This is a genomic window from Myxococcus sp. AB036A, from assembly GCF_006547355.1.
Classification (GTDB): Bacteria; Myxococcota; Myxococcia; order Myxococcales; family Myxococcaceae; genus Myxococcus; species Myxococcus virescens.
In genome coordinates, this window is sequence record NZ_VHLC01000001.1 from 143,120 (window position 1) to 168,695 (window position 25,576).

The following is a 25,576-nucleotide window of genomic DNA, read 5'->3' on the forward strand; positions in this document are numbered from 1 at the left end:
CGGGCCCTGACGAAAGCAGTGACTTTTCGCGCGCTCCGGGGCAAGCCAGGGGTGCCATGAGCACGTTCATTCCTGGTCCCCCGCCCGAGCGCGGACTGTTCTGCAACCGCACCCTCAACCTGCGCGCCATCAAGGCGGTGGGTTACGACATGGATTACACGCTCATCCACTACCATGTGGAGGCGTGGGAGCGCCGCGCCTACGAGCACATCCGCGACCGGCTCGTGGAGCAGGGCTGGCCGGTGGCGGACTTGTCGTTCGACCCCGAGCTGTCGATGCGCGGCCTCATCATCGACACGGAGAAGGGCAACCTCCTCAAGGCCAACCGCTTCGGCTTCGTGAAGAAGGCGCTGCACGGCACGCAGGCCATGAGCTTCGAGGCCCAGCGCGACGAATACGCGCGCACCATCATCGACCTGCATGAGCAGCGCTGGGTGTTCCTCAACACGCTCTTCTCGCTGTCGGAGGCGTGCATCTACGCGCAGCTCGTGGACCGGCTGGACGCCGGCCAGCTCCCGGGCCCCATGGGCTATTCGGACCTCTACGAGCACGTTCGGAAGAACCTGGACGCCACGCACATGCAGGGGCGGCTGAAGGCGGAAATCATCGCCGACCCGGAGCGCTACGTCATCGACGACCCGGAGACGCCGCTGGCGCTGCTGGACCAGCGCAACGCCGGCAAGAAGCTGCTGCTCATCACCAACAGCGAGTGGGCCTACACCGAGCCCATGATGCACTTCGCCTTCGACCGGCACCTGCCGGAAGGCATGACGTGGCGGCAGCTCTTCGACGTGGTGATTGTCTCCGCGCGCAAGCCGGAGTTCTTCACCACGCGCTCGTCGCTCTTCGAGGTGGTGGAGTCCAGCGGCGAGGCGCTGCTGCGTCCGCACACGGGCCCCTTCAAGCCGGGCACGCCGTACTTCGGCGGCAGCGCGGTGGAGCTGGAGCGCCACCTGGGCATGAGCGGTGACCAGATTCTCTACGTGGGCGACCACATGTTCGGCGACGTGCACGTGACGAAGAATGTGCTGCGCTGGCGCACGGCGCTCATCCTGCGCGAGCTGGAGGACGAGGTGCGCTCCATCGCCTCGTTCCGCGCCACGGAGACCCGGCTGGCCGAGCGCATGGTGGTGAAGGAGCGGCTGGAGGCGGAGAGCTGCCAGATTCGCCTGGAGCTCCAGCGGCGGCGCTTCCAGTACGGCCCGCGCACGGACACGCCGTCGGAGACGGAGCTGGTGGCGCGGCTGGCCACGCTGCGCACGGAGCTGGAGGCGCTGGACGCGGAGCTGGGGCCCCTGGCACGCGCGGCCACCGAGCTGTCCAACCCCATCTGGGGCCTGCTGACGCGCGCGGGCAATGACAAGAGCCACCTGGCCCGGCAGGTGGAGCGGTACGCGGACATCTACACGTCGCGCGTGTCCAACTTCCTGTTCGCCACGCCCTTCGTCTACCTGCGCAGCCCGCGCGGCAGCCTCCCGCATGATCCCAGCCTGCCCGGTGGCACGCCCGTCTTCGGCGCCGGCGAGGCCGGCGGCGGCATGTCCGGCACGGACGGCGGGGAGTAACCGGCCCCACCCTTGGGACTCGGCGGCACGGGGCCTCCCGGTGCCGCCGGCGTCCTACCAATTGGGGAGGATGTGTAGATCCTCGGATTCATTGAACTTTCGTTCAGTACCCCTCCGAGGAGCGGGCAGGCAGGCATCCCCCTCCACAGGGCATGTCAGACCACCCCGGTATGAGTGCTCTTGTGAGCCACTCGACCACGAACAGCTCTTCGACGCGCGTCCTCGAGCAGCGCAACCTGCTTGGGGGCATGGACCTGCTACCGGTGCTGGGCGGCAAGGGCCGCAAGCGCGCCCGGCGCTTCCACGTCGCCTCGGAGCGGCGGGTGGGGTTCGCCGCGGCGCTGGCGCTGGTGGTGGAGCATGGCAAGCAGAAGGCGAAGGAGACGGGCGTCACGTCCCTGAGCCGCTGCCCGCGCTGCGGCCACATGGGCCCCACGGCGCAGGACTTCGGCTACCGCACCATGCGCGGTGAGCGCCGGCCCCAGTCCTGGTGCCGCGGCTGCCGTGGCCTGCACCTGGAGCCCACGGAGACGACGCGGACCAGCAACACCGCCCCGCGCGGCGCGGACGGCTGGCTGTTCCCGCCCGAGAGCACCACCAGCACCCGCCCGCCCCGGCGTGGCAAAGGGTCGTCGACTCAGTCCCGCTGAGACACGGCCAGCCCCGACATGTCACGTCGGGGCTGACCGGAACCCGGGCTGAGCGTCGCGACTACGAACGCGCGTTCCCGGAACCGACGAGGGCCTTCGCGTGGTGCGCGAAGTGGTCCGCGAGGAACGTGGCGATGAAGTAGTAGCTGTGGTCGTACCCCGCGTGCCGCCGCAGCGTGAGCGGGTGGCCCGTGGCCTCGCAGGCGGCGGCCAGCAACTCCGGGCGCAATTGGGTGGCGAGGAACTCGTCGGCCTCGCCCTGGTCCACCAGGAGCGTCAGGCGCTCCTTCGCCGTCTTCACCAACTCGACGGCGTCCCAGGCCGCCCACGCGTCACGGTTGTCGCCCAGGTAGGCGGTGAAGGCCTTCTGGCCCCACGGCACCTGTGAGGGTGCGACGATGGGGGAAAAGGCGGACACGCTGCGGTAGCGGCCCGGGTGGCGCAGGGCGGTGACGAGCGCGCCATGACCGCCCATCGAATGGCCGAAGATGCCTCGCGCGTCCGAGGCCGGGAAGTGCTGCTCCACCAGCGCGGGGAGCTCCCGGGCCACGTAGTCCTGCATGCGGAAGTGCGGCGCCCAGGGAGCCTGCGTGGCGTCGAGGTAGAAGCCCGCCCCCTGCCCCAAATCGTAGGCAGCGTCGTTGGCCACCGCGTCGCCACGAGGACTGGTGTCAGGCGCGACGACGATGAATCCGTGGCGCGCCGCGTGCTCCTGCGCGCCCGCCTTGGTGATGAAGTTCTGCTCGGTGCAGGTCAGGCCGGAGAGCCAGTACAGCACCGGGCAGCGCTCGCCGCGCAGCGCGGCCTCCGGCAGGTAGATGCCGAACCGCGTCTCGCCGCCCAGCGCGGAGGAGGTGTGCTTCCACACCTCCTGCCGGCCGCCAAAACTCGCGTGGTGTTCGATGCGTTCCATAATCTCAGTCCTCCCGGAAGGTGCCCTTCGCCTTGGCGCTGTGCGTGGCCGATACGCGCAGGTCCTGCGCCTCGGGGAAGGGGTTGGCGGTTGACTCAGTAGCGGACGACGGTGCGGATGGACTTGCCCTCGTGCATCAGGTCGAAGGCCTCGTTGATGTCCGTCAGCGAACGCGTGTGGGTCACGAACGGCGCGAGCTGAATCTTCCCGGCCATCGCGTCCTCCACCATGCCGGGGAGCTCCGAGCGGCCCTTCACGCCACCAAAGGCGGTGCCCTTCCAGGTCCGGCCCGTGACGAGCTGGAACGGACGGGTGGAGATCTCCTGTCCCGCGCCGGCCACGCCGATGATGATGGACTGGCCCCAGCCGCGGTGCGCGCACTCGAGCGCGGCGCGCATCACGCCCACGTTGCCGATGCACTCGAAAGAGTGGTCCACGCCCCAGCCCGTCATCTCCACGATGACCTGCTGGATGGGACGGTCATGGTCCTTGGGGTTGACGAAGTCGGTGGCGCCGAAGGCCTTCGCCAGCTCGAACTTCGCGGGGTTCGTGTCGATGGCGATGATGCGACCCGCCTTCGCCATCTGGGCGCCCTGGATGACCGCCAGGCCGATACCGCCCAGGCCGAACACCGCCACCGAATCCCCTTCCTGCACGCGGGCCGTGTTCTTCACCGCGCCCAGGCCCGTCGTCACGCCGCAGCCCAGCAGACAGACCTGCTCGGGGTTGGCGTTCGGGTTGATGCGGGCCAGCGACACCTCCGCCACCACCGTGTACTCGCTGAAGGTGGAGCACCCCATGTAGTGGTAGACGGGCTTGCCGTTGTACGAGAAGCGCGTGGTGCCGTCTGGCATCACACCCTTGCCCTGGGTGGCGCGCACCGCCACGCACAGGTTGGTCTTGCCGGACTTGCAGAACAGACACTGGCCACACTCCGCGGTGTAGAGCGGAATGACGTGGTCGCCGGGCTTCACGGACGTCACGCCCTCGCCCACCGCCTCCACCACGCCGGCCCCCTCGTGGCCGAGCACCACGGGGAAGAGACCTTCCGGATCATCCCCGGAGAGGGTGAACGCGTCGGTGTGACAGACGCCCGTGTGGGTGATGCGGACCAGGACCTCGCCCTTCTGCGGAGGCGCGACGTCGAGTTCGACGATGCTCAAGGGCTTTCCGGCTTCGAAGGCAACAGCGGCACGGGACTTCATGAGGATGCTCCTGGGGCTAGGGGATGAAGGCAGGGACTCCCGCTCACTTGAGATAGGTGCGGACCAGCGTCGTCATGTCCCGCACCCGCTGGGCGTGGCGCGGATCCTCGTCGGATGCCGGACCGAACTCCTCCCGAATATGTGACTCCAGCACCTCGGACATCAGTCCGTTGATGGCGCCCCGGATGGCAGCGAGTTGCTGGAGGACCGTGCCGCATTCGGCCCCGGACTCCAACGCACGCTCCAGGGCTTCGGTCTGACCGCGGATGCGGCGGACGCGGAGCAGCGCCTTCTTCTTCTCTTCCGGCGAGTGGGGCATGGCGGTGACGACATACTGGGTGGGAGTATCCTGCCGCGGCGGATATATACCCCCGGGGGGTATTCGACAAGGAAGGATTGAAGGCGTCCTGACAGCGCGCGGCATCTCTTCCTCCCGGCAGGCGGGGGAGCAATGACCTCCGCCGTCCCATGGAGGGGGATGGAAAAGCCGTGGCGCCGTCCTTACCTCACCCGCAGGGAGGCAACATGGCCGTTCGGACCACAGTGGCAGGCATCAAGAACAGGCGGCGGGTCGACGCGCACGGGGCCCAGCCGAGCGTACAGGCCAGCAAGGGGCGCAAGACGATGCCCCACGATGACGCGGCCGCGCTGCGGCGGCAGAAGACACTGGAGCGCGTGACGCTGGGACCCGCCGCCGAGGCACATGAGCCCAAGAGTCATCGGCGACGCGCAACCACCCTCAAGGGCCGCAAGAAGGCCCCCAGCGAGATGAACGTGAAGCACCTCGGCGGGCCGAAGAAGCGCCTGCCCCTTCACGGCGGCTAGCATGTACACGTCGTGACGCGGCCCGCGCCCCGCGACCTCCGGGCGGGGGCCGTGCCCATTTCAAGGGCCCGGTGGCCACAGCGCGCTGGCGCCAGGGTCCTCCGCCACGTAGACGGCCCACACGCGCTCTCCCGGGCGCCGCAGCAGGTCCGACGCGTGCGGTGAAGGCATGCTCCCTTCGACGCGCTGGCCATGCACCGTGAAGACGTAATCGAGCTGCACCAGACGTCCGGCATGCAGCGTGGGCGCCACCTGACGCTCCACCCGCGTGATTTCAGCCGCGGCCGGCAAGCCCCAGACCCAGGCCTTCAACTGGCGCTGCTGCTCGCGCCGCAGTGCCACCGGCCAGCTCGTGCGCCGGAACAACAGCCCCATCCCGATGAAGATGGCGGACTGCAGGAGCAGGGGCCACAGGAAGAACAGTCCCACCGGGAGCAGCATCACCCCCGCCCAGAGGGCCAGCGTTCCCAGGACGTAGTGCTTGTGCAGCTTGGGCCGCGAGACGGCCGCGCGCTGTGCCCGGGTCAACCGGCGCGGTGGCAACGAAGGCGGCGGACCTCGCGCGGCGTTCAAGGCCGCCTCCAGGCTCGCGCCGCACTTCATGCAGCGTGCCTCGGCGCCCACCGTGACGGCATGCCCGCAGCCAGGACAGACGATGCGGAACTCGACCGGCTCCGGCGAGAGGTACGGCGCGTCCAAGGAGATTCGAGCGCGGCGCATGGCCCCACCATCGGAGCACCTCCCCGCGCGCCGCCGCAACCCGTCCCGGAATGCCATGACGGGCGTTCCACGCCACCACCAGACCTGGGCACCGGGGCCCGGCTGCTCCATTGCTCCCTGGCATCCCCCACCCGGCGTTCCTACCTGTTTCGCTGGAGGTCGCATGCCAGAGAAGAGTCAGACGGAGCGCGTGAAGCGCGCGAAGCGGCAGGGAACGACGTTGGAGCTCAAGCCCACCGACGTGCAGCTCGCCAGCGCGGACAGCACGCACCATGCAAAGAAGAGCGGCCGGCGGGCCCTGGGGAAACGGACCTTCGCGGACCGCAGCGTCAGTCCCCGCCACGCGCCAGGAAGGGGCCTCACGGCGAAAAGCCGCAAGCTGCCCGAACCAGAGCCCGGCCAGAGCAGCACCTCGCGGCGCAAGACACTGCCGTCCGCGGCCGCCGTGGCCTACCGCAAGGAGGGCCGCCCCAAGAAGACGACAGGCCGCGGCGATACGACCCCGCTGAAGGCGGGCAAGGTCTACAAGCGCGCGGGTGCACGGAAGACGAGCATCCGCGCCTGAGGCCCTTCCAGCCTGGAGCCCTGCGCGATGAGTCATGACTCCAGGCCGTGGAAGGCCCCGTCAGGACCGGACACAGGCCACCTGCGACGCCATCCTCACGGCGACTGCTCGCGCGCTCGTCAAGGAAGGCGACGACGCGGCCAGCCCCCACCGCATCGCCCACGAGGCCCGCTCGCTCGCGAACTTCGAGGCGGGGCTCGTGCAGCTCGCCAGCGAGAAAAACCCGCCCGTTCATGAGTCCGCGGCCGGACCTCCGCGCGAGCGGTATGGCCCACCCGCGGCGTTCGTTCCCTCTCTCGCTCATTCCTCGGGGGCGACGCCGTTCACCTCCTCGGCCAGCCTGCGAACCTCGTCGTGCAGCTCGCGCAACTGTCCCAGGTTGCGCTGAAGGAGCACGTCAATCTGCTCCCCCCGCTGCACGTCGCCTTGCGCCACGGCGTCCTCACGCTCGCGCGCCAGCCGCACCACGTCTCGCTCCACCAGCGCCGCCAGCCGCGCCATCTTCTCCAGCTCCCACTGGACTGTTTGTGGCAGCTCGGGCTCGATGTCGTCGTTGTCCTGAGGCGGAGGAAAGGACACCTCTGGCTCGGGCACCACGGGCTCGGGCGCCATCCGGGCCACCGTGACCTGGGGCACCTCTTGCCGAGGCGCGGGAGCGGGCGGCGCCTTCGTATGGGCCGCCACCGGCACCACACGGGGGGCCGGCGCGGGTGGAGGCGAAGGCGGAGGAGGAGGCACGGCCATGGCGAGCAGCGCGGCGGGCAGCGGCTCCGGCTCGGGCTGGGGCCAGAACTCCACGGCGCCCAGCGCCACGGCGAGCACGCCCGCACCGGTCAGAATCAAACGGTAACGAATCCGCATGGCCCCCTCCCCGCCCCGGCGCTCAGAAGCGCACCCGCCAGTCGCCATCCTGGCGCTCCACCCGTAGCAACCACGGTGCCGGACGCTCGCGTCCACCGTGGGCCACCCGGGCCCGGACGAGGACGGCCTCGGCGTCACGCCCGTCCACCGTCGATTCGACAATCCCCACCAGCGTGAGGCCATGTCCCCGCAGCTCCCGCACCGTCTCCACGCACGGTCGCGCGCTTCCTCCCGTGACCAGCAGCGGTGCCAGGACCTCGCAGTCGCCCTCGGGCAGCGCCGAGAAGAAGTGGCGCACCACGGCCTCCGCGGCCCGCGTCTTCGACGCGTCGGAGGAACACCCGAGCGCGGCCAGCATCAGCCACCCCATCCACCTCACTGGCGCGGGCTGTCGTGACATGGCTCAGTAGCAGTTGGGGGCGAACAGCTCGTCATCCACGGCGGCGGTGAACTGGTCATTGCACCAGCCGCTCACCAGGATGTGGCCATTGCGCACGCAGCTGTCGTGGTTGGTGGCGTCCACCGTGTACTGGGTGTCCCCGCCGCACGTGCTGCCGCAGCGCCCGAAGCAGTTGCCCACCACCTTCGGCCGGTGCCAGTGGTTGGGCGAACCGCAGTGCCAGGTATCACCGGCCAGAAAGAACTCATCCCCGCTGCAGGAGTAGTGGTCACCGAGCTGGGCCAGTTGCTGGTTGCCGGGCCAGTCGAAGCCGCCCCGGTCACAGTCGTGCGTCGCGTGGGCGTACCAGTTGTAGCGCCCCTCGCAGCTGCCCGAGTTGCGCCCGTTGCACTGCGCATAGCTGCACAACATCGTGTAGCCACGCCCCTTCTCACCCATCACCGCGCGCCGCAGCCCCACGGTGTCCGGGTACTGGGACCACATGCTCACCGCGCGGCGCAGGTACATCGCCGCGGGGGCCGCAGCGTCTCCGGAGGGAAGCGCCGCATCGAGCTCGCGATAGAGGGCGGTGAGCAGCGCGCGGTCCGCGGCGCGCATCTGCGCGTCCATGGCATTCGCCTCCGCGAAACCATCCAGCGTGGAGACGCCGAGGGCCGGCTCCATCAACCCGGTGAGCGTCAACCCGCGCAGCCGGACCTCCAGCCGGTACACCCCGGGCTCCACCTCGCGGGAGGAGAACGTCACCGTCTCGTCCTCATGGACGAAGGTGCCCCGGGCGTCTCCTGGCGTGGCGGAGAGCGACAGTCCCACCTGCCGTGAGCGGAGCTCGTCGCCCGTCTTCGCGGCGCCGCCACACGCACACGCCGCCAGCACCACGCTCCACCACAGCTTCGTGCGCATCCTCGGATTCCTCCGGCCACGCGCAGGCCCGAGTCCTCTGTCCCGCTCACGTCAGGGGAGCACGGCCCAGCGACGGAGAATGCTCGCACCGGACGAATTCGTGAATAGAGCCCGGCGGTCTCAGACGTCTGTCCGCGCGAAGACAGGCAGCGGGCCGGCGGCGCGTGTCAGGCCGAAGTCTCCTTCGGGCAGGGACTCATGGCCGCCAATCACCAGCAGCCCGCCAGGGACCAGCCGCGCCACCAGCCGTGACAGGACCTCGCGTTGAAGCGGCGGCGCGAAGTAGGTGAAGGCGACGTTGCGGCAAAGCACCAGGTGGAAGGGCCCGTCGGGCATCTGGGAGCGCAAGTCCTGCTGGAGGAAGTCCACCGCCCGCCGGAACTCCGGCGCAAGACACGGTTCGTCGCCGGGCCCCGGAAAGGCACGCTCCGCCCAGGCACGCGGCAGCTCACGCAAGGCCCCGCGCGGATAGCAGCCCCGCGCCGCCCGCGCGAGCAGCCCCGCATCCGCATCGGAGGCCACCAACGCCAGGCGCGCTCCCGGGAATCGAGGCTCGAGCCCCAACTGGAAGAGCACCGACAGCGTGTAGGGCTCCTCGCCGGAAGCACAGCCCGCGCTCCACGCCCGCAACGTGGCCTCCCCCTGGGAGCGCAGGGACTCCAGCCGGGCGGGGAGCAGGTCATGGCGCAGCACCTCGAAGACGCGCGCGTCCCGGTAGAAGCGGGAGATGGTGACGCGGCACAGCGCGTCGAGCGCGTCCCACTCCGAGGGCACCGCCTCCAGCCGGGCGCGGTAGGCCCCCGCGTCTGGCAGGCCCAGCGCCTTCAGCCTGCGGCCGATGCGCTTGCATACCTGCCCCCGGACGCGCCGGAAGCCCTCCCAGCGAAGGCGCAGGCGGGGCGCGGCCCACTGCAACAGCTCCACGCAATCACGGTCCGTCATCGGGTCGGCCTCCTCCTGGATGTCGGCACGGCCGCCGCGTCCGGGCAAGGGAAGGCCGCTTGCACCGGGCGGAGGCAGGCGGGATGTGGCATGACGCTCCGGCATTGTCTTTGGACCCCGGAGGAACCCACCCTTGAAGAGACTGAGCGCCCTCACCCTCTCCGCGGCACTGGCGTCGGCCGGCTGCACGCACACCCCCGCCGCGGCCCCCGAGCCCACCGCGCAGCAGGCCCCCGCCGCCGCGCCCAAGCCCGTGCCGCCTCCCGAAGGCGCCAGCGTCCTCTCCGGCACCCTGGCCGACTTCACCGCCGCGTGTGACGCGGACCTCGAGCGCACCCGCGCGCAGGTGTCCGCCATCAAGGCGCTGGACGCGCGCAAGGACGGCCAGGCCGTGCTCGCCGCCTATGACGAGGCCCTGGGCTCGCTGCTCGCCGCGGCCAACCGCTCCAGCCTCGCGCGCGAGGTGCATCCGGAGGCGGCCTTCCGCGACGCCGCGCGCGAGTGCGAGCAGCGCGTGGACTCCGCCAACGTGGCGCTGTCCCAGGACCGAGGCGTCTATGACGTGCTGGCCGCGGTGGACCTGTCCAGCGCGGACGCGGCGACCCGGTACTGGATGGACCGCGCGCTGCTCGACTTCCGCCGCGCCGGCGTGGACCGCGACGACGCCACCCGCGCCAAGGTGAAGTCGCTCAACGAGGAGCTGCTCAAGCTGGGGCAGCAGTTCAGCAAGAACATCGCCGAGGACGTCCGCAAGGTAACCTTCAAGCCCGCCGAGCTGGACGGCCTGCCGGAGGACTACCGCAAGGCGCACCCGCCGGGCGCGGACGGGCTGGTGGTCATCACCACCAACTACCCGGACTACTTCCCCTTCATGACGTACGCGAAGAACGCGAAGGCGCGCGAGAAGCTGTGGCGCACCTACCGGCAGCGCGCGTACCCGGCCAACCAGGACGTGCTGGCACAGCTCATCGCCAAGCGCCACGAGCTGGCCACGCTGCTGGGCTACGCGAACTGGGCCGCGTACACCACCGAGACGAAGATGACGCGCACGCAGCAGGCGGCCGCGGACTTCATTGACCGGCTGGGCGTTGCCACCGAGGCCCGCGCGAAGCAGGAGTACGCGCAGCTCCTGGCGCGCAAGCAGAAGGACGTCAAGGGAGCCAAGGTGCTGGAGCCCTGGGACCAGGACTTCTACGAGGACCGGCTGCGCGCGGAGCGCTTCAGCTTCGACTCGCAGGCAGTCCGGCCCTACTTCGAGTACGGCCGGGTGAAGGCGGGGGTGATGGACATCACCTCGCGCATCTGGGGCATCACCTACAAGCCGGTGAAGGACGCCCGGGTGTGGCAGCAGGAGGTGGAGACCTACGACGTGTTCGACGGCGACGCGCTGCTGGGCCGCATCTACCTGGACATGCACCCGCGTGACGACAAGTACAAGCACGCGGCGCAGTTCGACCTCGTCGCGGGCCAGGCCGGCAAGCGCTACCCGGAGGCCTCGCTGGTGTGCAACTTCGCGCGCCCCGGCGAGCTGATGACGCACGACGAGGTGGAGACCTTCTTCCACGAGTTCGGCCACCTGCTGCACGCCATCTTCGGCGGGCACCTGAAGTGGGCGGGCATCGCGGGCACCCGCGTGGAGTGGGACTTCGTGGAGACGCCGTCCATGCTGCTCCAGCAGTGGGCGGGCAACCCGGAGGTGTTGAAGGAGTTCGCGAAGCACCACGAGACGAACCAGCCCATCCCCGCGGAGATGGTGGAGAAGCTCCGCGCGTCGAAGGAGTTCGGCCAGGGCCTGTGGGCGCGGCGGCAGTTGTTCCTGTCCGCTGTGAGCCTGGACTATTACTCCCGCGAGCCGGGCTTCGACACGACCGAGGCCCTGGCTGCCCTGCAGACCCGGCTCAGCCCCTTCAAGCACGAGCACCGTGACGGCACGCACTTCGAGGTGGCCTTCGGGCACCTGGATGGCTACTCGGCGGCCTACTACACGTACCTCTGGTCCTCCGTCATCGCGAAGGACCTGGAGACCGAGTTCCAGAAGAAGGGCTTCCTCGACCGGGAGACGGCGATGAAGTACCGCCGCACCGTGCTGGAGCCCGGCGGCTCCAAGCCCGCCGCCGAGCTGGTGAAGGACTTCCTCGGGCGCGAGTACGGCTTCGACGCGTACCGCGCGTATCTCGACGCGAAGTAAAGAGCCCGCGGCATCCACGCGAACGCAGCTTGCATGCCGCAGGCTGCGTTCGTCCGCGGTTCCTTCGCCGGGAACTTCGCTACCCATTCGCGCCAATCTCTTCCCAGCGCGCTTCCGGGTAGCCAACGCCATCCTGCCCCCTGAAACAACGGAGGGGTCCACCAGGCTACGCGCCTGGGTGGAGAGCGCATTGCTACGGCTTCAGCTGTCCCGGCTTCGGATGGGGCAGTGTGGAGGGGGGTAGCCGACGTGACACCCATGCATCGACGAAGAGGGGGCTGGCTCTTCCTTGCGGGCGCAAGTCTCGCCCTGCTGGTGACCAGCTGCACCGATGACGGCCCGATGGCTCGGGTCAAACCCGACGAGGAGGTGCCAGGAGAACCAGGTCCACCGGGGCAGCCCCCGGTGGCAGGCGAGTGCGAGAACGCGCCCCAGAATCCGGGACGCGTCACGCTTCACCGTCTCAACCGCGCGGAATACAACGCCACCGTGCGGGACCTGCTGGGAGACACCACCCAGCCGGCCCAGGACTTCCCTATCGACGACCACGGCTACGGCTTCGACAACATCGCCGACGTGCTCTCGCTGTCGCCGCTGTTGATGGAGAAGTACTCCGCCGCGGCGGAGCGGCTGGTGAATGACGCCTGGACGCGCGGCGTCTTCAACTCCTGCGCGCTGGACCCGCTCAACCCCGCGCCGTGCGCGCACGAAATCCTCTCCAACTTCGCCCGCCGCGCCTGGCGCCGGCCGGTGCAGCAGGAAGAGGTCGACAAGCTGATGACCTTCGTCAACCTGTCGAGCCATCACGCGGACCCGCCCGAGGTGGGCGTGAAGCTGGCCCTGCGCTCGGTGCTCGTCTCACCGCACTTCCTCTTCCGGGTGGAGAAGAACGCGCCGCCAGGAAGCACCGAACCGTACACGCTCGACAACTTCGAGCTGGCCAGCAGGCTCTCCTACTTCCTGTGGAGCAGCATGCCGGACGACGCGCTGTTCGCCGCCGCCGAAGCGGGCAAGCTGAGCGACCCCGCGGAGGTGGAGGCCCAGGTGCGGCGCATGCTCGCGGACCCGAAGGCACGCGCGCTGGTGGAGAACTTCGCCGGCCAGTGGCTCTTCACCCGCGCGCTGGGCACCGCCGTGCCGGACGGCACGCTCTATGGCGCGTTCAACGAGGAGCTGCGCGCCGCCATGCGCACGGAGACGGAGCTCTTCTTCGCGGAGTTCATCTCCAGCGACCTCAAGCTGAAGGACCTCATCGACGCGCCGTTCACCTACGTGAACGACCAGCTGGCCGCCCACTACGGCCTGCCATTACCCGGCAGCCCCACGCACAAGCGCGTGGACCTCACGGGCCACCCGGAGCGCAGCGGCATCTTCGGCAAGGGCTCGCTGCTCACCGTCACGTCCAACCCGGACCGCACCTCACCGGTGCAGCGCGGCGTCTGGGTGTTGGAGCAGCTGCTGTGCTCGGCGCCGCCGCCGCCGCCGCCGAACGTGGAGAACCTGCCGCCGCCCATCACGCCGGACATGACGATGAAGGAGCGCATGGCGCTCCACCGCAGCGCGCCGGCGTGCCAGGGCTGCCACCGGCTGATGGACCCGCTGGGGCTGGCGATGGAGAACTTCGACCCCATTGGCCGCTGGCGCCTCCAGGAGGTGAGCGGCGCGCCCGTGGACGCCACGGGTGACCTGCCCGACGGCGCCATCCTCAACGGGGTGCGCGACATGCAGACCTACCTGAAGGAGGACCCGAAGCTGACCAACTGCATCACCGAGCACATGCTCACCTATGCCACGGGCCGTGGCCTGGACGAGGCCGACCACTGCGCGGTGAAGGATGTCGCCGAAAAGGCCGAGGCCCGCGGTGGGCGGCTCGTCGACTACATCCTCAGCATCGTCTCGAGCAGCCACTTCACGCAGCGTGGCGCCGAGGAGGAGCAGACGCCATGAGCAAGAAATTCAGACTCTCGCGACGGACCGTCTTGCGGGGAACGGGGGCGCTGATGGCGCTGCCCCTGTTGGAGCAGATGCTTCCCCGCAACGCGCATGGCGCGCCGGGCACCGTGCCCCGCAGATTGGCCGTCTTCTACACGCCCAACGGCATCCACATGCAGAAGTGGACGCCCACGATAGAGGGCCCCGCGTGGGAGCTGACGCCCACGCTGGAGCCCCTGGCCGCGGTGAAGAACGACCTGCTGGTCCTCACCGGCCTGGCGAACAGGCCTGCCTTCCCGGATGGTGACGGGCACCATGCCGCCGCCACCGGCGCGTTCCTGTCCTGCGCCAAGGTGTACAAGACGGAGGGCACCAACATCCGCGTGGGCATCTCCATGGACCAGGTCATCGCCAACCACATGACGGCGACGCGGGCCACCCGCTATGGGTCCATGGAGCTGGGCATCGACGCGGGCCGCGGCATCGGAAACTGCGACTCCGGCTACGCGTGCCCGTATGCCAACAACATCGCGTGGGCGGGGCCTCGGACACCGGTGGCCAAGGAGACCAACGCGCAGGCCGCGTTCAACCGGCTCTTCGCGGGCGGCATCCCCGGAGAGACGCAGGCACAAATCGAGAAGCGGCGCGCTTACGGCAAGAGCATCATCGACGTCGTGCGCGATGACGCCACCGCGCTGAAGGGCCGGCTGGGCACCTCGGACCTGCAGAAGCTGGATGAGTACTTCACCAGCGTGCGGGAGTTGGAGAAGCGGGTGGAGGACGTGTCCGTCCCATCCATGACCTGCGCCACGGGAGCCGCTCCCATCGTGTCCGAGGACCCGACGGCGAAGACCAAGGCGATGATGGACCTCATCATCCTCGCCTTCCAGTGTGACCTCACCCGGGTGGCCACCTTCATGCTGGCCAACGCGCGCGCCAACAAGGTCTACCCCTTCCTGGGGCTCAGCGGCGCACACCACACGTACTCGCACCACCAGAAGTCGCAGTCCAACTACAACGCGCTCGCCACCATCGACAAATGGGAGGTGACGCTCCTCCAGTACCTGCTGGAGCGCATGAAGTCGGTCATCGAGGCCAACGGCCTGTCGATGCTCGACAACTCGATGGTCTACTTCTCCAGCGAAATCGGCGACGGGGACTCTCACAACCACGTCAACCTGCCCATCATCCTGGCGGGCAAGGGCGGCGGCGCGCTCACGCCGGGCCGGCACATCGTCTACCAGGAGGACCCGCTGGCCAACCTGTACATCTACCTGATGCAGGCCATGGGCGTGCCCAACATCACCACCTTCGGTGACGACGGGACGGGCCCCCTGCCGGGCCTTGTGTAGCGCCGGCGTTCCCGTGCGCGGCGGAGCATGCGAGCGGGCGGCCCACCGCACGCGATGCCCCGCCGCGCACGCTTCACATGCATGAGCGGGCGTCCTGGCGCATCATCCCCCTCATGCCTTCCTTCTCCCGCGCCTTCCGCTGGTCCGCCTTGCTCCTGCTGCCGCCGCTGCTCGGCTGCGGGAGCGGAGGCACCCAACAGGGGCGGCGACAGAACGCCACCTCCCGGCAGGCCGTGGCCACCCGGCAGCCCGTTGCGTCCGCGAAGCCGAAGGAGCCACGCGCGGCCCTTCCCGATGCGAAGGACTTCTCCCGGGACATGGTGGCCGCGCACAACCTGGCGCGCTCCCGGGCCCAGCCCGCACCCAAGCCCGCGCTGCCGCCGCTGGCCTGGTCCACCCAGGCCGAGCGCAAGGCCGCGTCCTGGGCGAAGGCCTGCAAGTTCGAGCACAACCCGGACCGGGGCGACTTCGGAGAGAACCTCGCCGCCGCCACGCCCGACGCGTGGACCACGTCCCAGGTGGTGAAGAGCTGGGCGGACGAAGCCGCGGACTACGACTACCGGCGCAACACCTGCCAGAAGGGCAAGGTGTGCGGGCACTACACGCAGGTGGTGTGGCGCAAGACGACGGCCGTGGGGTGCGCCACGGTGATGTGCAACAAGAACTCACCGTTCGGCGCGCAGTTCCCTACCTGGCAGCTCTGGGTGTGCAACTACGCACCGCCGGGCAACTGGGTGGGTCAGCGGCCCTACTGACCGCGCCCCACGGGGCCGGGGTGTCCCAGGTGCCGGACACTCACGCGGCGGGGGATGACGGCCCTCCGCCTGGCGGCGGATAATCCCCCCCATGCTCCGCCCCACGCCCCGCCATCTTCGACCGCTTGGCCTGCTCATCCCCCTGCTCCTCACCGGCTGTGGCTCCGACACACCCGGAGAGGAGGACGGCGACACCGAGCCGCTGGTCATGACGCAGTTCGACCGCGACATGCTGGCCGCGCACAACGCCGCGCGGAGGAACGTGTCGCCCGCGGCCTCCCCCGCGCTGGAGGACCTGACGTGGGACGAGCAGGCGACGCGCACGGCGAAGGCCTACGCCGCGAAGTGCCAGTTCTCGCACAACCCGAATCGCGGCAACCTGGGGGAGAACCTCACCGCGGCATCGTCCAGCGCCATGGGCGCCCAGGGCGTGGTGCAGGGCTGGGTGGACGAGGCCGCCCATTACGACCACGCCGCCAACACCTGCGCGAGCGGCAAGGTCTGCGGCCACTACACCCAGGTGGTGTGGCGCAACACGCGGGCCCTGGGCTGCGCCGTCCAGGAGTGCACGACGAACTCGCCCTTCGGTTCCCAGTTCCCCAATTGGACGTTCTGGGTGTGCAACTACGCGCCGCCGGGCAACTACGTGGGCCAGCGCCCCTACTGACGCAGGTGCTGGTCCAGGAAGGCCGCCACCTGCTGCCAGGCACCCGCGGCGGCCTGCGCGTCGTAGCGCTCACTCGACGGGTTGGCGAAGGCGTGCTCCGCTTCGAACTCCAGGATGTAGTGCCGCACGCCCGCATCATCCAAGGCCTGCCGGAAGGCCTGCACCGTCTCCAGGGGGATGGACGGGTCCTTCGTGCCGAAGATGCCCAGCACCGGCGCGCGGATGGCGGCGAGCTCCCGCGCCTCCGTCACCGGGTTGCCGTAGTAGAGGACCGCCGCGTCCAGCTCCGGCATGGCCATGGCCGCGCGCAGTGACCAGCCGCCCCCGAAGCACCAGCCGATGGTGCCCGTGCGCGGTGCCTGCACCCGCGCGTCCTGCTGCAGGAAGGTGTGCGCGGCCGTCAGCATCGCCTGTGCGCGCGCCGGGTCCACGGCCTTCAGCAGCGCCAGCGCCTCATCCCGCGTGGTGGCCACCTTGCCGCCATACAGGTCCACCGCCAGCGCGGCGTAGCCCTCCGCGGCCAGCCGGTCCGTCCAGTGGCGGATGTGGTCATTGAGCCCCCACCACTCATGGATGACGATGACGGCGGGCAGCGGCCCCTGCGCGCCCTGGGGCAGGCTCAGGTAGGCCTTCGTGCCGGCCACCTCCACCTCCTGGCCCTTGAGCACTGGCGGCGCGTCCTCGCGCAGCGTGTGCAGCGCCTTGAACTCCGACTCGGAGACAGCGCCCGTGGCGGACGGCTCGCGGAGCACTTCCCGGGCGCGGCCCTGGACACAGGCGCTCAGCAGCAGCGCTCCCATCATCAACAGCAGGCCCTGGCGCATGATGTGTCGACCTCCGTGGGTTGGCCCGTCCCCGAGGCGGAGACGCTGGCGGCTGTTGGACTACCCCGAGGCAGCGCCCCTCCGCCACTCCGGTGCCCGCGAACGCGAAGAGGGCTGGGAGGGAAGAATTCCCCGCCAGCCCCCTGGGCGTCCTGCGTGAAGACGGTGACTACTTCTTCTCGGCCGCGGAGGGCTTGCCCGCCGGCGGCGTGCCGCCCATGGCCGGCATCTCCGGCGGCTTGACGATCTCCAGCAGCTCCACCTCGAACACCAGGGCAGCGCCGCCCGGGATGTTCGGCGGCGCGCCGCGGTCACCGTAGGCGATGTCGGACGGGCACACGAGCTTGGCCTTGCCGCCCACTTTCATCTTCTGCACGCCCTCGGTCCAGCACTTGATGACGCCCTGGAGCGGGAACTGCGTGGGCTCGCCACGCTTGTGCGAGCTGTCGAACTCGGTGCCGTCCGGCAGCGTGCCGCGGTAGTGCACCTTCACGATGTCCGACGCCTGGGGCGACGCGCCCGTACCGGCGGTCAGCTCCTTGTAGATGAGGCCGGACTCCGTCTTCTGGGCGCCCTCTTCCTTCGAGGCCGTCTCCAGGAACGCCTTCGCCTTCTCCTTCTCAGCCTCCGCCTTGCGGGTGCTGCGCGCGCGCGCCAGCTCCTGCAGCTTCGGGCCGTACGTCTCCAGCTCCACCGCGGGCTTGTCGCCCTTCACCTGCGCGGTGATGCCCGCCTTGACGTACTCCAGCTCCTCGGGAGTCATGTCGAACACGCTCACGCTGCGGCCAATGGACAGGCCGAGCGCGTACAGCGTCTTCTGGTCCTCCGTCTGCGGATTCGCGCTCGCGCCGGGCGCCGTCGCCGTCGCCGCCGGCGTCGAATCCGTCTTGCCCTGCTGCTGGCAGCCCGCCAGCACCAGCATTCCCGCGACCAGCCACGTCTTCTGCATGTCGTTGCCCTTCCTTGCTTTTTAGAGCGGCAGTGAGACATCGCCGCAGTCAGTTCTGAGGGGCGACTTACTACAGAAATGGCCTGACTTCCGGTTCGACGGCGCCCCAGAAGCGTCCCCGTTCCTGAGCGACACCCCGCCCGCCCCCAGGGCGACCTCGTGTCCTTTCCAGAAGGTGGGGTTTTTCATTACCCCTTTCACCCGGCGTCAGCCTCGCCCGCCTCCAGATAGCCCAGCAGCGGCGCCAGCACGGGCGTGATGCGCTTGTAGGCCGCGGTGTCGGCGGGCACGGTGCGCAGCACGCGGGCCAGCCGCTGCCGCCGACCGGGCGCTTCCACTTCCGAGGCCACCGGGGCCACGTAGGTGTGGATGGTGAAGAGGATGGCGCGCGTGCGGGGCAGCCGGGTGAGCGTCTGACGCTCCAGGCGGAGGAAGCAGCGCTCGCCCGCATTGTCCGGGGTGATGCCGTCGAACAAGTGCCGCCACTCCGGCAGCGTGCGCGGCTCCAGGTCCAGCCGCTCCGTGACGCTGATGGCCCAGTTGCAGCGCGTGACGGGGCGCCCGGGCTTCAGGCCCTCCATCAACTTCAGCGTGGAGGGCCCCAGCTTCGCGTTGAACTGGGGCACCGGCTCGTGGACGGCCAGCAGCGACCGGCCCATTTTGTCCCCCAAGCACCACCCGGAAGGGAAACACAACTGGCCCGCCACCAGCGGGAAACCCTCATGCGTGCCGTCCAGCAGCAGCAGGTCCTCCTGAACCTGCCGGCCAAACCAGTCCAGCGGCGCCAGCGGCAGGCTCGCCGCATCCCCCGGCGTGAAGTGCGTCCGCGTGCCCAGCAGGCGGTTGTGCCAGCACCAGCGCGTGCCCTCCACCTCCAGCGAGAAGTGCTCCGGCGATTGACGCGCCATGGCAGGCAGCAGCACCGTCAACGTCTCCCACTGGAGTTCCTCTGTTCCGGGCCCTCCCTGGAAGCGCTCGGCGTGCCCCGCCGTCAGCAGCGCTGCCTTCAATGCCACTTCGTCCACATAGCGCGACGCGTCTACTTCAATGAGTGTCTCTTCGGGCCTCAGCGCACGCACGCCCAGCGACATTGAAAAGACATCCTGTTCGAAGGGGAAGTAAGGCAGCACCGCGTCGACCTCTCATGAAGGATTGGAGCAATTTATCAATCGCGTTGCAGAACGCATCGCGTCACGGAAGGGTGGCTGTTTTTTGATGTCTCACCCTTGAGGTTGTTCATCTTCACAGGGAGGATTCGCATTCCGGGCCGCGCCCTGGAGCCTCGTGCTCAGAAGCCAGAAGGCGCAGCACTTCCACAGGAGATACCTGATGCATCCTCTGCCGCCGTCGCGCGCGCCCCGTGCCGTGCTTCTTGCCCTCGTGGGCCTGATTGTCCTTCCCGCCTGTTCGGATGACGGCGATGACCGTCCGGACGCGGGCCAGCCGGACTCTGGCATACCCGCGGACGCAGGCAGCGACGCGGGCAGTGACGCAGGCAGTGACGCGGGCACCCCGGACGCCGGCGGCTCCATGGCCTGGCCGCAGGAATTCTCCTGCGAAGGCAAGGAGCAGACCGAGCTGACGTTCAACCCGGGCCAGGAGCAGGACCTCCAGGACGCGGTGAACGCGCTGGACGACTGCACCACCATCAACCTGGGCGCGGGCACCTTCCAGTTCGACAACGCCATCACCATCCGCGCCAACGGCATCACCGTCAAGGGCGCGGGCAAGGGCGCCCAGGGCGAGGCCACCGGCGGCGAGTCCAGCACCGTGCTGGACTTCACGCACGCGGCGGCGAACACCAACGGCTTCGACGTGGTGAGCAAGCTCTTCACGGTGAGCGACCTGACCGTCTGGAACGCGAAGAAGGATGGCCTGCGCATCGAGTCCTCCACCAACGTGAACATCCAGCGCCTCCGCACCGAGTGGGCCCAGGAGAACCAGCAGAGCAACGGCAAGTACGGCATCTACCCCGTGAAATCGACGTACGTCCTCGTCGAGGACTGTGAGGCGTACAACGCCGCCGACGCGGGTATCTACGTCGGTCAGACGCAGCACACCATCGTCCGGCGGAACGTGGCGAAGAAGAACGTGGCGGGCATCGAAATCGAGAACACGAAGTACGCCCACGTCACGAACAACGTCGCCGAGGACAACACCACGGGCCTGGTCGTGTTCGACCTGCCGGGCAACCCCATCCGGGGCACGGACATCTACGTCGCCCACAACACCATCACCGGGAACAACCGCCCCAACTTCGCCTCCGTGGAGGCCAGCAGCAGCACCGTGTCCCAGGTCCCGGCCGGCACCGGCACCTTCATCCTGGCCTCACGCCGGGTGGAGATGGAGCACAACACGTGGGGCAACAACAACACGGTGGACATCGCCATCCTCAGCGGTCTGGCCATCGAGCCCGACCCCGTCCAGTGGGCGGCCGGCTTCTTCAACTTCCCCAGCCAGGACATCTCCATCCACGACAACACCTTCACCGGTGGCAGCGGCCGAATGGTGGACAACGGCACGCCGGACCCGGAGCGCCGTCCGCTGGGCGCGTTGGTGGGCGCAGTCTACCAGTACGGCGCCGCGGCCCACGGCGTGACGGGCGTGGAGCACGTGCTGTGGGACGGCGTCGACCCGGCGCCTCGCGATGAGAGCCTGGCCAACCCCATCAACATCTGCTTCACCCGCAACACGCTGCCAGAGGGCACGCAGGCCTCGGTGGTGGACTTCGACCTGCAGGCCGTCGGTGGCCACCTCTCGGCGGGCCCCACTCCCGAAAACGCGGCCGCCGCCTGGGGAGAGACGCGCCGCTATGCCCAGGGCGCCGAGCCCTACAACTGTTCGGGCTTCACCCCGGCCCTGACCATCCGCTGAGACATCGTGAAGAACGGACGCATGTACAGGCCGTTCATCCCAGGACTGGGCCTCGCCGCGATGCTGGTGACCGCGGCGCTGGCCTCGTGCTCGGGTGACGAGGACGGCGTGACGCCGACCCCGGACGGCGGAGGCGGCTCCATCGTCGACTCCGGGCTTCCGCCCGAGGACAGCGGCACCCCGGACGCGGGCACGGGTGACGCGGGCGAGGACGCCGGCACCCCAGAGGACGCGGGGACGAACGAGGACGCGGGGACGCCAGACGCCGGGCCTGCGTTTCCGCCCAATACCCTGTCGGGCTTCGGCCTCTTCACCGGGACACCCGCGACAGGTGGGCTCCAGCCGGTGGAGGGGAACATCCCCTATGCGCTGACCACGCCGCTCTTCTCCGACTACTCGGTGAAGTCGCGCACGCTGTACATCCCGCCGGACGCGCAGGCCGGGTATTCGGCCACCGACGTGCTGGACCTGCCGGTGGGCACCATCATCACCAAGACGTTCTCCTTCCCCGCGGACCTCCGCGTCCCGGAAGAGAACGTGCGCGCCATCGAGACGCGCGTGCTGGTGCACAGGCCCGGAGGCTGGGAGGCCTTTCCCTACTTCTGGAACGAAGCCCAGACGGAGGCCACGCTGGCCAACGGCGGCCGCGTCGTCCGCGGCGTGAGCTTCATTGGCGAGGACGGCGTGGAGCGGACGCTGGACTACCTGGTGCCCAGCAAGAACCAGTGCCTGAAGTGCCACCATCTCCAGGACGCACAGGAGAACCAGGTGCTGCTGCCCATTGGCGTGAAGGCCCGCTACCTCAATCAGGACCATGACTATGGCGACGGGCCCATCAACCAGCTTCAGCACCTGGCCAACCTGGGCCGGCTGACGGGGCTGCCTCCGGTCGACCAGATTCCCCGCGCGCCGAACGCGTTCAACGAGGAGGACGGCACGCTGGAGCGGCGCGCACGCGCCTACCTGGACATCAACTGCGCGCATTGCCACAACCCCAAGGGGACGGCGGGCACCACCAGCCGGCTGTTCCTCAACGTGGACAACACGGAGGACTTCACGTTGGGCGTGTGCAAGCGGCCGGGCTCCGCGGGTGGTGGCGTGGGCGGTGAGTTCGACATCGTCCCCGGCGACCATTCGGTGTCCATCCTCTGGTACCGCCTGCACACCGAGGAGTCGGGGAAGATGATGCCGGAGCTGGGCCGCGTGCTTCGCCACGACCAGGGCTCACGACTCATCGCCGACTGGATTGACGCCATGCCGGCGCGGGCCTGCAAGTAGGTCCTTGGTCAGACGAGCGGCCCCTCCGTGCCCGGTGCGCGGAGGGGCTTCTCGTTTCCGATGCGTGACGTCCGCGCCGCGTGACAGGGCGCGCGCGTGCCGCATAATCGCAGGGACATGTCCCTGCCCATGCTGCTCCGGGCCGCGGGGGTCGCCGCCGCGCTCGCCCTGCTCGCCGCCTGCCGCATCGAGTCCGCCGCGCCCGCGGCCGGGCCCACGCTGGCGCGCGAGGGCACGCCCTCCGGAGACGTCTGGGTCTACACGTCCATGTACCGGCACGTCCTGGACGCGATGGAGCCGCTGCTGAAGGCGCGGCTCCCCGACGTCCGGGTGCATTGGTATCAGGCGGGAAGTGAGAAGGTGGCCAGCCGGTTGGAGGCGGAGCGCGCCGCCGGGGCCATCCGCGCGGACCTGCTGGCCACGTCGGACCCGTTCCTCTACGAGCGGCTGGCCCGTGAAGGCGCCCTGCTCCGCTACGCCTCGCCCAACGTGCTCCGGGTGCCCCGCGCCCTGGTGGACCTGGACGCGCGCTACGCGGCCCTGCGCCTGTCCACCATGGTCCTGGTGCACCGGAAGGACGGGCCACCGCCGCCCCCCTCCTTCGCGGCGCTCGCGGAAGGTCCGTGGACGGGACGCGTGGCGATTGGAGATCCGCTGACGTCGGGCACCGCCTTCACCTGGGCCGTGTTCTGCGACGCGAAGTACGGCGAGTCCTTCTTCCCCGGGCTGCGCCAGCGAGGCGCCATCGTCGCGGGAGGCAACGCGGCGGTGCTCCAGAAGGTGGAGAGCGGCGAGGCGGATGCGGGCGTGCTGCTCCTGGAGAACGCGCTCGCGGCCCAGGCCCGCGGCAGTCCCATCCAGGTGGTGTGGCCCACCGATGGCGCCGTCGTCATTCCCGGCCCCGCGGCCCTCTTCACGACGACGCCCAACCCCGTCGCGGCGAAGGCGGTGGTGGACGTGCTGCTGTCGCCCGAAGGCCAGCGCATCATCGTGGAGAAGGGAGACATGCACGCGGCGGACCCCAGGCTCGCGGGCCCTCGGGGAGAGGCCGGTGTCTCGGAGTTGCTGGAGCGCGCACGCCCATGGACGCCCGAGTTGCTCGAGCGCGGGCTCACACAGGGCGGCGCCGTGAAGGAGCGCTTCCGCCAGGCCTTCTCACAATGAGCGCGGCAGCGCCCAAATCCCAGTGGCTGGGGCTCGGCCTGTGGTTGGTGCCGGTGCTCTGCTTCTCCGTGTTTCCGGTGGCCGCACTGCTCTGGCGAGGCCTGGGGCCCGCCGGGACGGGCGGCCTGGACTGGCTGCTCGCCGAAGGTGGCACGCTGGGGAACACGCTGCTCATCGCCACGGGCGCGGCGGTGCTGGCCTTCGTCCTGGGAACGCCACTGGCGCTGGTGCTGCAACGCACCGACCTGCCCCTGCGCGGGGCCTTCACGGTGCTGTTCACCCTGCCCTCCGCCGTGCCCGCGTTCATCTGGGGCATGGGCTGGCTGTCGCTCGCGAGCCCTCGAGCGGGGTACCTCAACCGGCTGCTCGGCGATGACACCTTCGACATCTACGGCCCCGCGGGCATCGCCTTCGTGGAGGGCGTGTCGGGCCTCCCGCTGGTGCTGCTGGCGGGCGCGGCGGCCCTGCGGCGCGTGGACCCGGCGGTGGAGGAAGCCGCGCGCGTCTGCGGAGCTTCGACGTCCCGGGCGCTGCTGACGACGACGCTGCCGCTGGCGCTGCCCTCCCTGCTGTCGGGCGCGGTGATGGTGTTCCTCATGGCGGCCTCGTCCTTCGGCGTGCCGTACCTGCTGGGCGTGTCGGCCTCACCGCCCACGCGGGTGCTCACCACTCGCATCTATGAACTGGTGCTGATGGGCGGTGACGAGGGCCTGGCGCGCGCCGTGCAACTGGCGACGTCGCTGCTGCTGCTCGCCCCCATGGCGATGCTGGTGACCTGGGCGCTGGGCCGGGCCGGCCGGGTCCGCCTCAGCGCGGGCAAGGGCCTGTCCTCCCGTCCCTTCCCGCTGGGGCGCGCACGCGGGCTCGTCCTGGGCGCGGTGAGCATGACGGCCGCGGTGCTGGTGCTGCTCCCGCTGGGGGCCATCCTCCTCACGTCGCTCCAGCGCAGCTTCGGCGCGGCGCTGACCTGGGAGACGTTGACGCTGACGCACTGGGCGGGTGTGTTGCTGGAGCCGCGCACGCTGCACGCCACGGGGCGCAGCGTCCTGCTGGCGGCGGGCGCGGGTGTCCTGGTGTGTGGGCTGGGGCTCGCGGCGGCGGTGCTGCGACGCGGGCTGCGCCGCCTGGGCACGGGCGTGGAGGCGCTGGCGGTATGGCCCTACGCGGTGCCGGGGACGGTGCTGGCCCTGGCGCTGCTGCTCGCGTTCTCCCGAGACTTGCGCTTCATCCTGCTGGACCGCGTCGCCTTCGTGCTCGCGCTGGCACACACGCCGTGGCTGCTGCTCATCGCCTACGTGGCGAAGTACCTCGCGCTGGGCGCGCGCAACAGCGAGGAGGCGCTCGCGCAACTGGACGCCTCGCTCACCGAGGCCGCGCGCGTCAATGGTGCCGGCCCCTGGCGCGCGTTCGTGGATGCGCCCCTGCCCCTGCTGCGGCCGGCGCTCACCGCGGCCTTCGTCCTGGCGTTCCTCGCCTGCGCGACGGAAATCACGATGTCCGTCCTGCTCGTTCCCGCGGGAACCGAGGTGCTCGGGACGCTGCTGTTCGAGCTCCAGAGCTACGCGGACCCCGCCGCCGCCGCGGTGCTGGCATGTGCCTTCATCGCGCTGGTGGTGGTGGGGCAGGCGCTGCTCGCGCTGCTGACCCGGCGGCCCTTGGACACGCGGTGATGGCGGAGGTGCCCGACATCGCCAGGGAGCCGGCGGCTTCCTGGCGATGCCTTCAGGACCTGCTCGCCATTACATGCACGCGCAGTACGTGCCCCGGATGCAGTGCCCGAATCCCTCGCCACAGAAGTGGTCACAGTCCGAGTTGCGCTCACAGATGGACTGCGTGAACTCAGGAGCGTTGGCCTCGGCCGTGGACGGCATGAACGCCATTCCGAAACCCGCCGCCAGTCCCACACCCAGCGCCATCAGCATCGCAATTCCATTCTTCTTCATCGCGTGACTCCTTTCGGGGAGCCTCCAGCCTAACTCCAGACTCAGACACGAGGCAGCCAATCCACACGCCGCGTGCTTCCGCGACGCAACAGCAGACTTCCTGA

25 protein-coding genes are annotated in these 25,576 nt (G+C 69.6%); 13 read left to right on the forward strand and 12 right to left on the reverse strand.

Annotation, left to right across the window (positions count from 1 at the left end):
- Positions 1 to 56 precede the first annotated feature (56 nt).
- Together FL344_RS00640 and FL344_RS00645 are read left to right on the forward strand one after the other, a co-directional pair.
- A complete protein-coding gene (locus tag FL344_RS00640) occupies positions 57 to 1,565 on the forward strand; it encodes an HAD-IG family 5'-nucleotidase (protein ID WP_141588899.1) in 1,509 nt (502 codons plus the stop codon).
- Positions 1,566 to 1,717: 152 nt separating this feature from the next.
- Positions 1,718 to 2,215, forward strand: coding sequence for a hypothetical protein (locus FL344_RS00645; RefSeq protein WP_141617095.1), 498 nt, complete (start codon positions 1,718 to 1,720; stop codon positions 2,213 to 2,215).
- A 61-nt stretch (positions 2,216 to 2,276) separates the two neighbouring features.
- On the opposite strand, the gene fghA is transcribed toward FL344_RS00645, so the two are convergent.
- The 3 genes from fghA to frmR form a co-directional block, all read right to left on the reverse strand.
- A complete protein-coding gene (gene fghA, locus FL344_RS00650; RefSeq protein WP_141617096.1) occupies positions 2,277 to 3,128 on the reverse strand; it encodes an S-formylglutathione hydrolase in 852 nt (283 codons plus the stop codon).
- 95 nt (positions 3,129 to 3,223) lie between these two features.
- Positions 3,224 to 4,333 carry an S-(hydroxymethyl)glutathione dehydrogenase/class III alcohol dehydrogenase gene (locus tag FL344_RS00655; protein WP_090493652.1) on the reverse strand — a complete coding sequence of 370 codons (1,110 nt, stop codon included), beginning with the start codon at positions 4,331 to 4,333 and terminating at the stop codon, positions 3,224 to 3,226.
- Positions 4,334 to 4,376: 43 nt separating this feature from the next.
- Complete coding sequence (frmR, locus tag FL344_RS00660) at positions 4,377 to 4,652, reverse strand: formaldehyde-responsive transcriptional repressor FrmR (protein WP_011557014.1); 276 nt, start codon at positions 4,650 to 4,652, stop codon at positions 4,377 to 4,379.
- A 206-nt stretch (positions 4,653 to 4,858) separates the two neighbouring features.
- On the opposite strand from frmR, the gene FL344_RS00665 reads away from it, so the two are divergent.
- Positions 4,859 to 5,158 carry a hypothetical protein gene (locus tag FL344_RS00665; protein ID WP_225888327.1) on the forward strand — a complete coding sequence of 100 codons (300 nt, stop codon included), beginning with the start codon at positions 4,859 to 4,861 and terminating at the stop codon, positions 5,156 to 5,158.
- Positions 5,159 to 5,218: 60 nt separating this feature from the next.
- On the opposite strand, the gene FL344_RS00670 is transcribed toward FL344_RS00665, so the two are convergent.
- Positions 5,219 to 5,878 (reverse strand): hypothetical protein, encoded by a 660-nt coding sequence (locus tag FL344_RS00670; protein WP_228564649.1) that lies wholly within the window; start codon positions 5,876 to 5,878, stop codon positions 5,219 to 5,221.
- A 163-nt stretch (positions 5,879 to 6,041) separates the two neighbouring features.
- Between FL344_RS00670 and FL344_RS00675 the strand changes: the two genes are divergently transcribed.
- On the forward strand, positions 6,042 to 6,443 hold the full coding sequence (locus FL344_RS00675) for a hypothetical protein (protein ID WP_090493661.1): 402 nt from the start codon (positions 6,042 to 6,044) through the stop codon (positions 6,441 to 6,443).
- A gap of 300 nt (positions 6,444 to 6,743) precedes the next feature.
- Here FL344_RS00675 and FL344_RS00680 read toward each other — a convergent pair whose 3' ends face one another.
- From FL344_RS00680 to FL344_RS00695, 4 genes are all read right to left on the reverse strand, one after another.
- Entirely contained in the window at positions 6,744 to 7,304 is a 561-nt protein-coding gene (locus tag FL344_RS00680; protein ID WP_141617098.1) for a hypothetical protein, read from the reverse strand.
- 22 nt (positions 7,305 to 7,326) lie between these two features.
- Positions 7,327 to 7,704: a hypothetical protein gene (locus FL344_RS00685; protein WP_141588891.1), complete on the reverse strand. Its 378-nt coding sequence runs from the start codon at positions 7,702 to 7,704 to the stop codon at positions 7,327 to 7,329.
- Between the two features lie 3 nt (positions 7,705 to 7,707).
- Positions 7,708 to 8,604, reverse strand: coding sequence for a hypothetical protein (locus FL344_RS00690; protein WP_141588890.1), 897 nt, complete (start codon positions 8,602 to 8,604; stop codon positions 7,708 to 7,710).
- Between the two features lie 120 nt (positions 8,605 to 8,724).
- A complete protein-coding gene (locus tag FL344_RS00695; RefSeq protein WP_194862927.1) occupies positions 8,725 to 9,546 on the reverse strand; it encodes a protein-glutamate O-methyltransferase CheR in 822 nt (273 codons plus the stop codon).
- Positions 9,547 to 9,679: 133 nt separating this feature from the next.
- Between FL344_RS00695 and FL344_RS00700 the strand changes: the two genes are divergently transcribed.
- From FL344_RS00700 to FL344_RS00720, 5 genes are all read left to right on the forward strand, one after another.
- Complete coding sequence (locus FL344_RS00700; RefSeq protein WP_228564650.1) at positions 9,680 to 11,734, forward strand: M3 family metallopeptidase; 2,055 nt, start codon at positions 9,680 to 9,682, stop codon at positions 11,732 to 11,734.
- A gap of 342 nt (positions 11,735 to 12,076) precedes the next feature.
- Entirely contained in the window at positions 12,077 to 13,681 is a 1,605-nt protein-coding gene (locus FL344_RS00705; protein ID WP_228564651.1) for a DUF1592 domain-containing protein, read from the forward strand.
- Complete coding sequence (locus FL344_RS00710) at positions 13,678 to 15,018, forward strand: DUF1552 domain-containing protein (RefSeq protein ID WP_141617101.1); 1,341 nt, start codon at positions 13,678 to 13,680, stop codon at positions 15,016 to 15,018. The genes FL344_RS00705 and FL344_RS00710 overlap by 4 nt, the downstream gene beginning before the upstream one ends.
- Before the next feature lie 77 nt (positions 15,019 to 15,095).
- A complete protein-coding gene (locus FL344_RS00715; RefSeq protein ID WP_141617102.1) occupies positions 15,096 to 15,773 on the forward strand; it encodes a CAP domain-containing protein in 678 nt (225 codons plus the stop codon).
- A gap of 91 nt (positions 15,774 to 15,864) precedes the next feature.
- Complete coding sequence (locus FL344_RS00720) at positions 15,865 to 16,440, forward strand: CAP domain-containing protein (RefSeq protein ID WP_141589633.1); 576 nt, start codon at positions 15,865 to 15,867, stop codon at positions 16,438 to 16,440.
- On the opposite strand, the gene FL344_RS00725 is transcribed toward FL344_RS00720, so the two are convergent.
- From FL344_RS00725 to FL344_RS00735, 3 genes are all read right to left on the reverse strand, one after another.
- Entirely contained in the window at positions 16,434 to 17,264 is an 831-nt protein-coding gene (locus FL344_RS00725; RefSeq protein WP_141589634.1) for a dienelactone hydrolase family protein, read from the reverse strand. The genes FL344_RS00720 and FL344_RS00725 overlap by 7 nt on opposite strands.
- Before the next feature lie 169 nt (positions 17,265 to 17,433).
- Positions 17,434 to 18,213: an FKBP-type peptidyl-prolyl cis-trans isomerase gene (locus tag FL344_RS00730; protein ID WP_011557029.1), complete on the reverse strand. Its 780-nt coding sequence runs from the start codon at positions 18,211 to 18,213 to the stop codon at positions 17,434 to 17,436.
- A 197-nt stretch (positions 18,214 to 18,410) separates the two neighbouring features.
- Complete coding sequence (locus FL344_RS00735) at positions 18,411 to 19,304, reverse strand: DUF3445 domain-containing protein (protein WP_228564652.1); 894 nt, start codon at positions 19,302 to 19,304, stop codon at positions 18,411 to 18,413.
- A gap of 238 nt (positions 19,305 to 19,542) precedes the next feature.
- Here FL344_RS00735 and FL344_RS00740 point away from each other — a divergent pair, with 238 nt between their 5' ends.
- From FL344_RS00740 to FL344_RS00755, 4 genes are all read left to right on the forward strand, one after another.
- Positions 19,543 to 21,087, forward strand: a complete 1,545-nt coding sequence (locus FL344_RS00740) for a parallel beta-helix domain-containing protein (RefSeq protein WP_194862928.1) — start codon at positions 19,543 to 19,545, stop codon at positions 21,085 to 21,087.
- A gap of 21 nt (positions 21,088 to 21,108) precedes the next feature.
- Positions 21,109 to 22,365: an SO2930 family diheme c-type cytochrome gene (locus tag FL344_RS00745; protein WP_228564653.1), complete on the forward strand. Its 1,257-nt coding sequence runs from the start codon at positions 21,109 to 21,111 to the stop codon at positions 22,363 to 22,365.
- 117 nt (positions 22,366 to 22,482) lie between these two features.
- Positions 22,483 to 23,529, forward strand: coding sequence for an ABC transporter substrate-binding protein (locus tag FL344_RS00750; protein WP_141617106.1), 1,047 nt, complete (start codon positions 22,483 to 22,485; stop codon positions 23,527 to 23,529).
- Entirely contained in the window at positions 23,526 to 25,199 is a 1,674-nt protein-coding gene (locus FL344_RS00755) for an iron ABC transporter permease (RefSeq protein WP_141617107.1), read from the forward strand. Before FL344_RS00750 ends, FL344_RS00755 begins: the two co-directional genes overlap by 4 nt.
- 69 nt (positions 25,200 to 25,268) lie before the next feature.
- Here the strand turns inward: FL344_RS00755 and FL344_RS00760 are convergent, their stop codons facing one another.
- On the reverse strand, positions 25,269 to 25,472 hold the full coding sequence (locus FL344_RS00760; protein ID WP_141589640.1) for a hypothetical protein: 204 nt from the start codon (positions 25,470 to 25,472) through the stop codon (positions 25,269 to 25,271).
- Between the last annotated feature and the right edge of the window lie 104 nt (positions 25,473 to 25,576).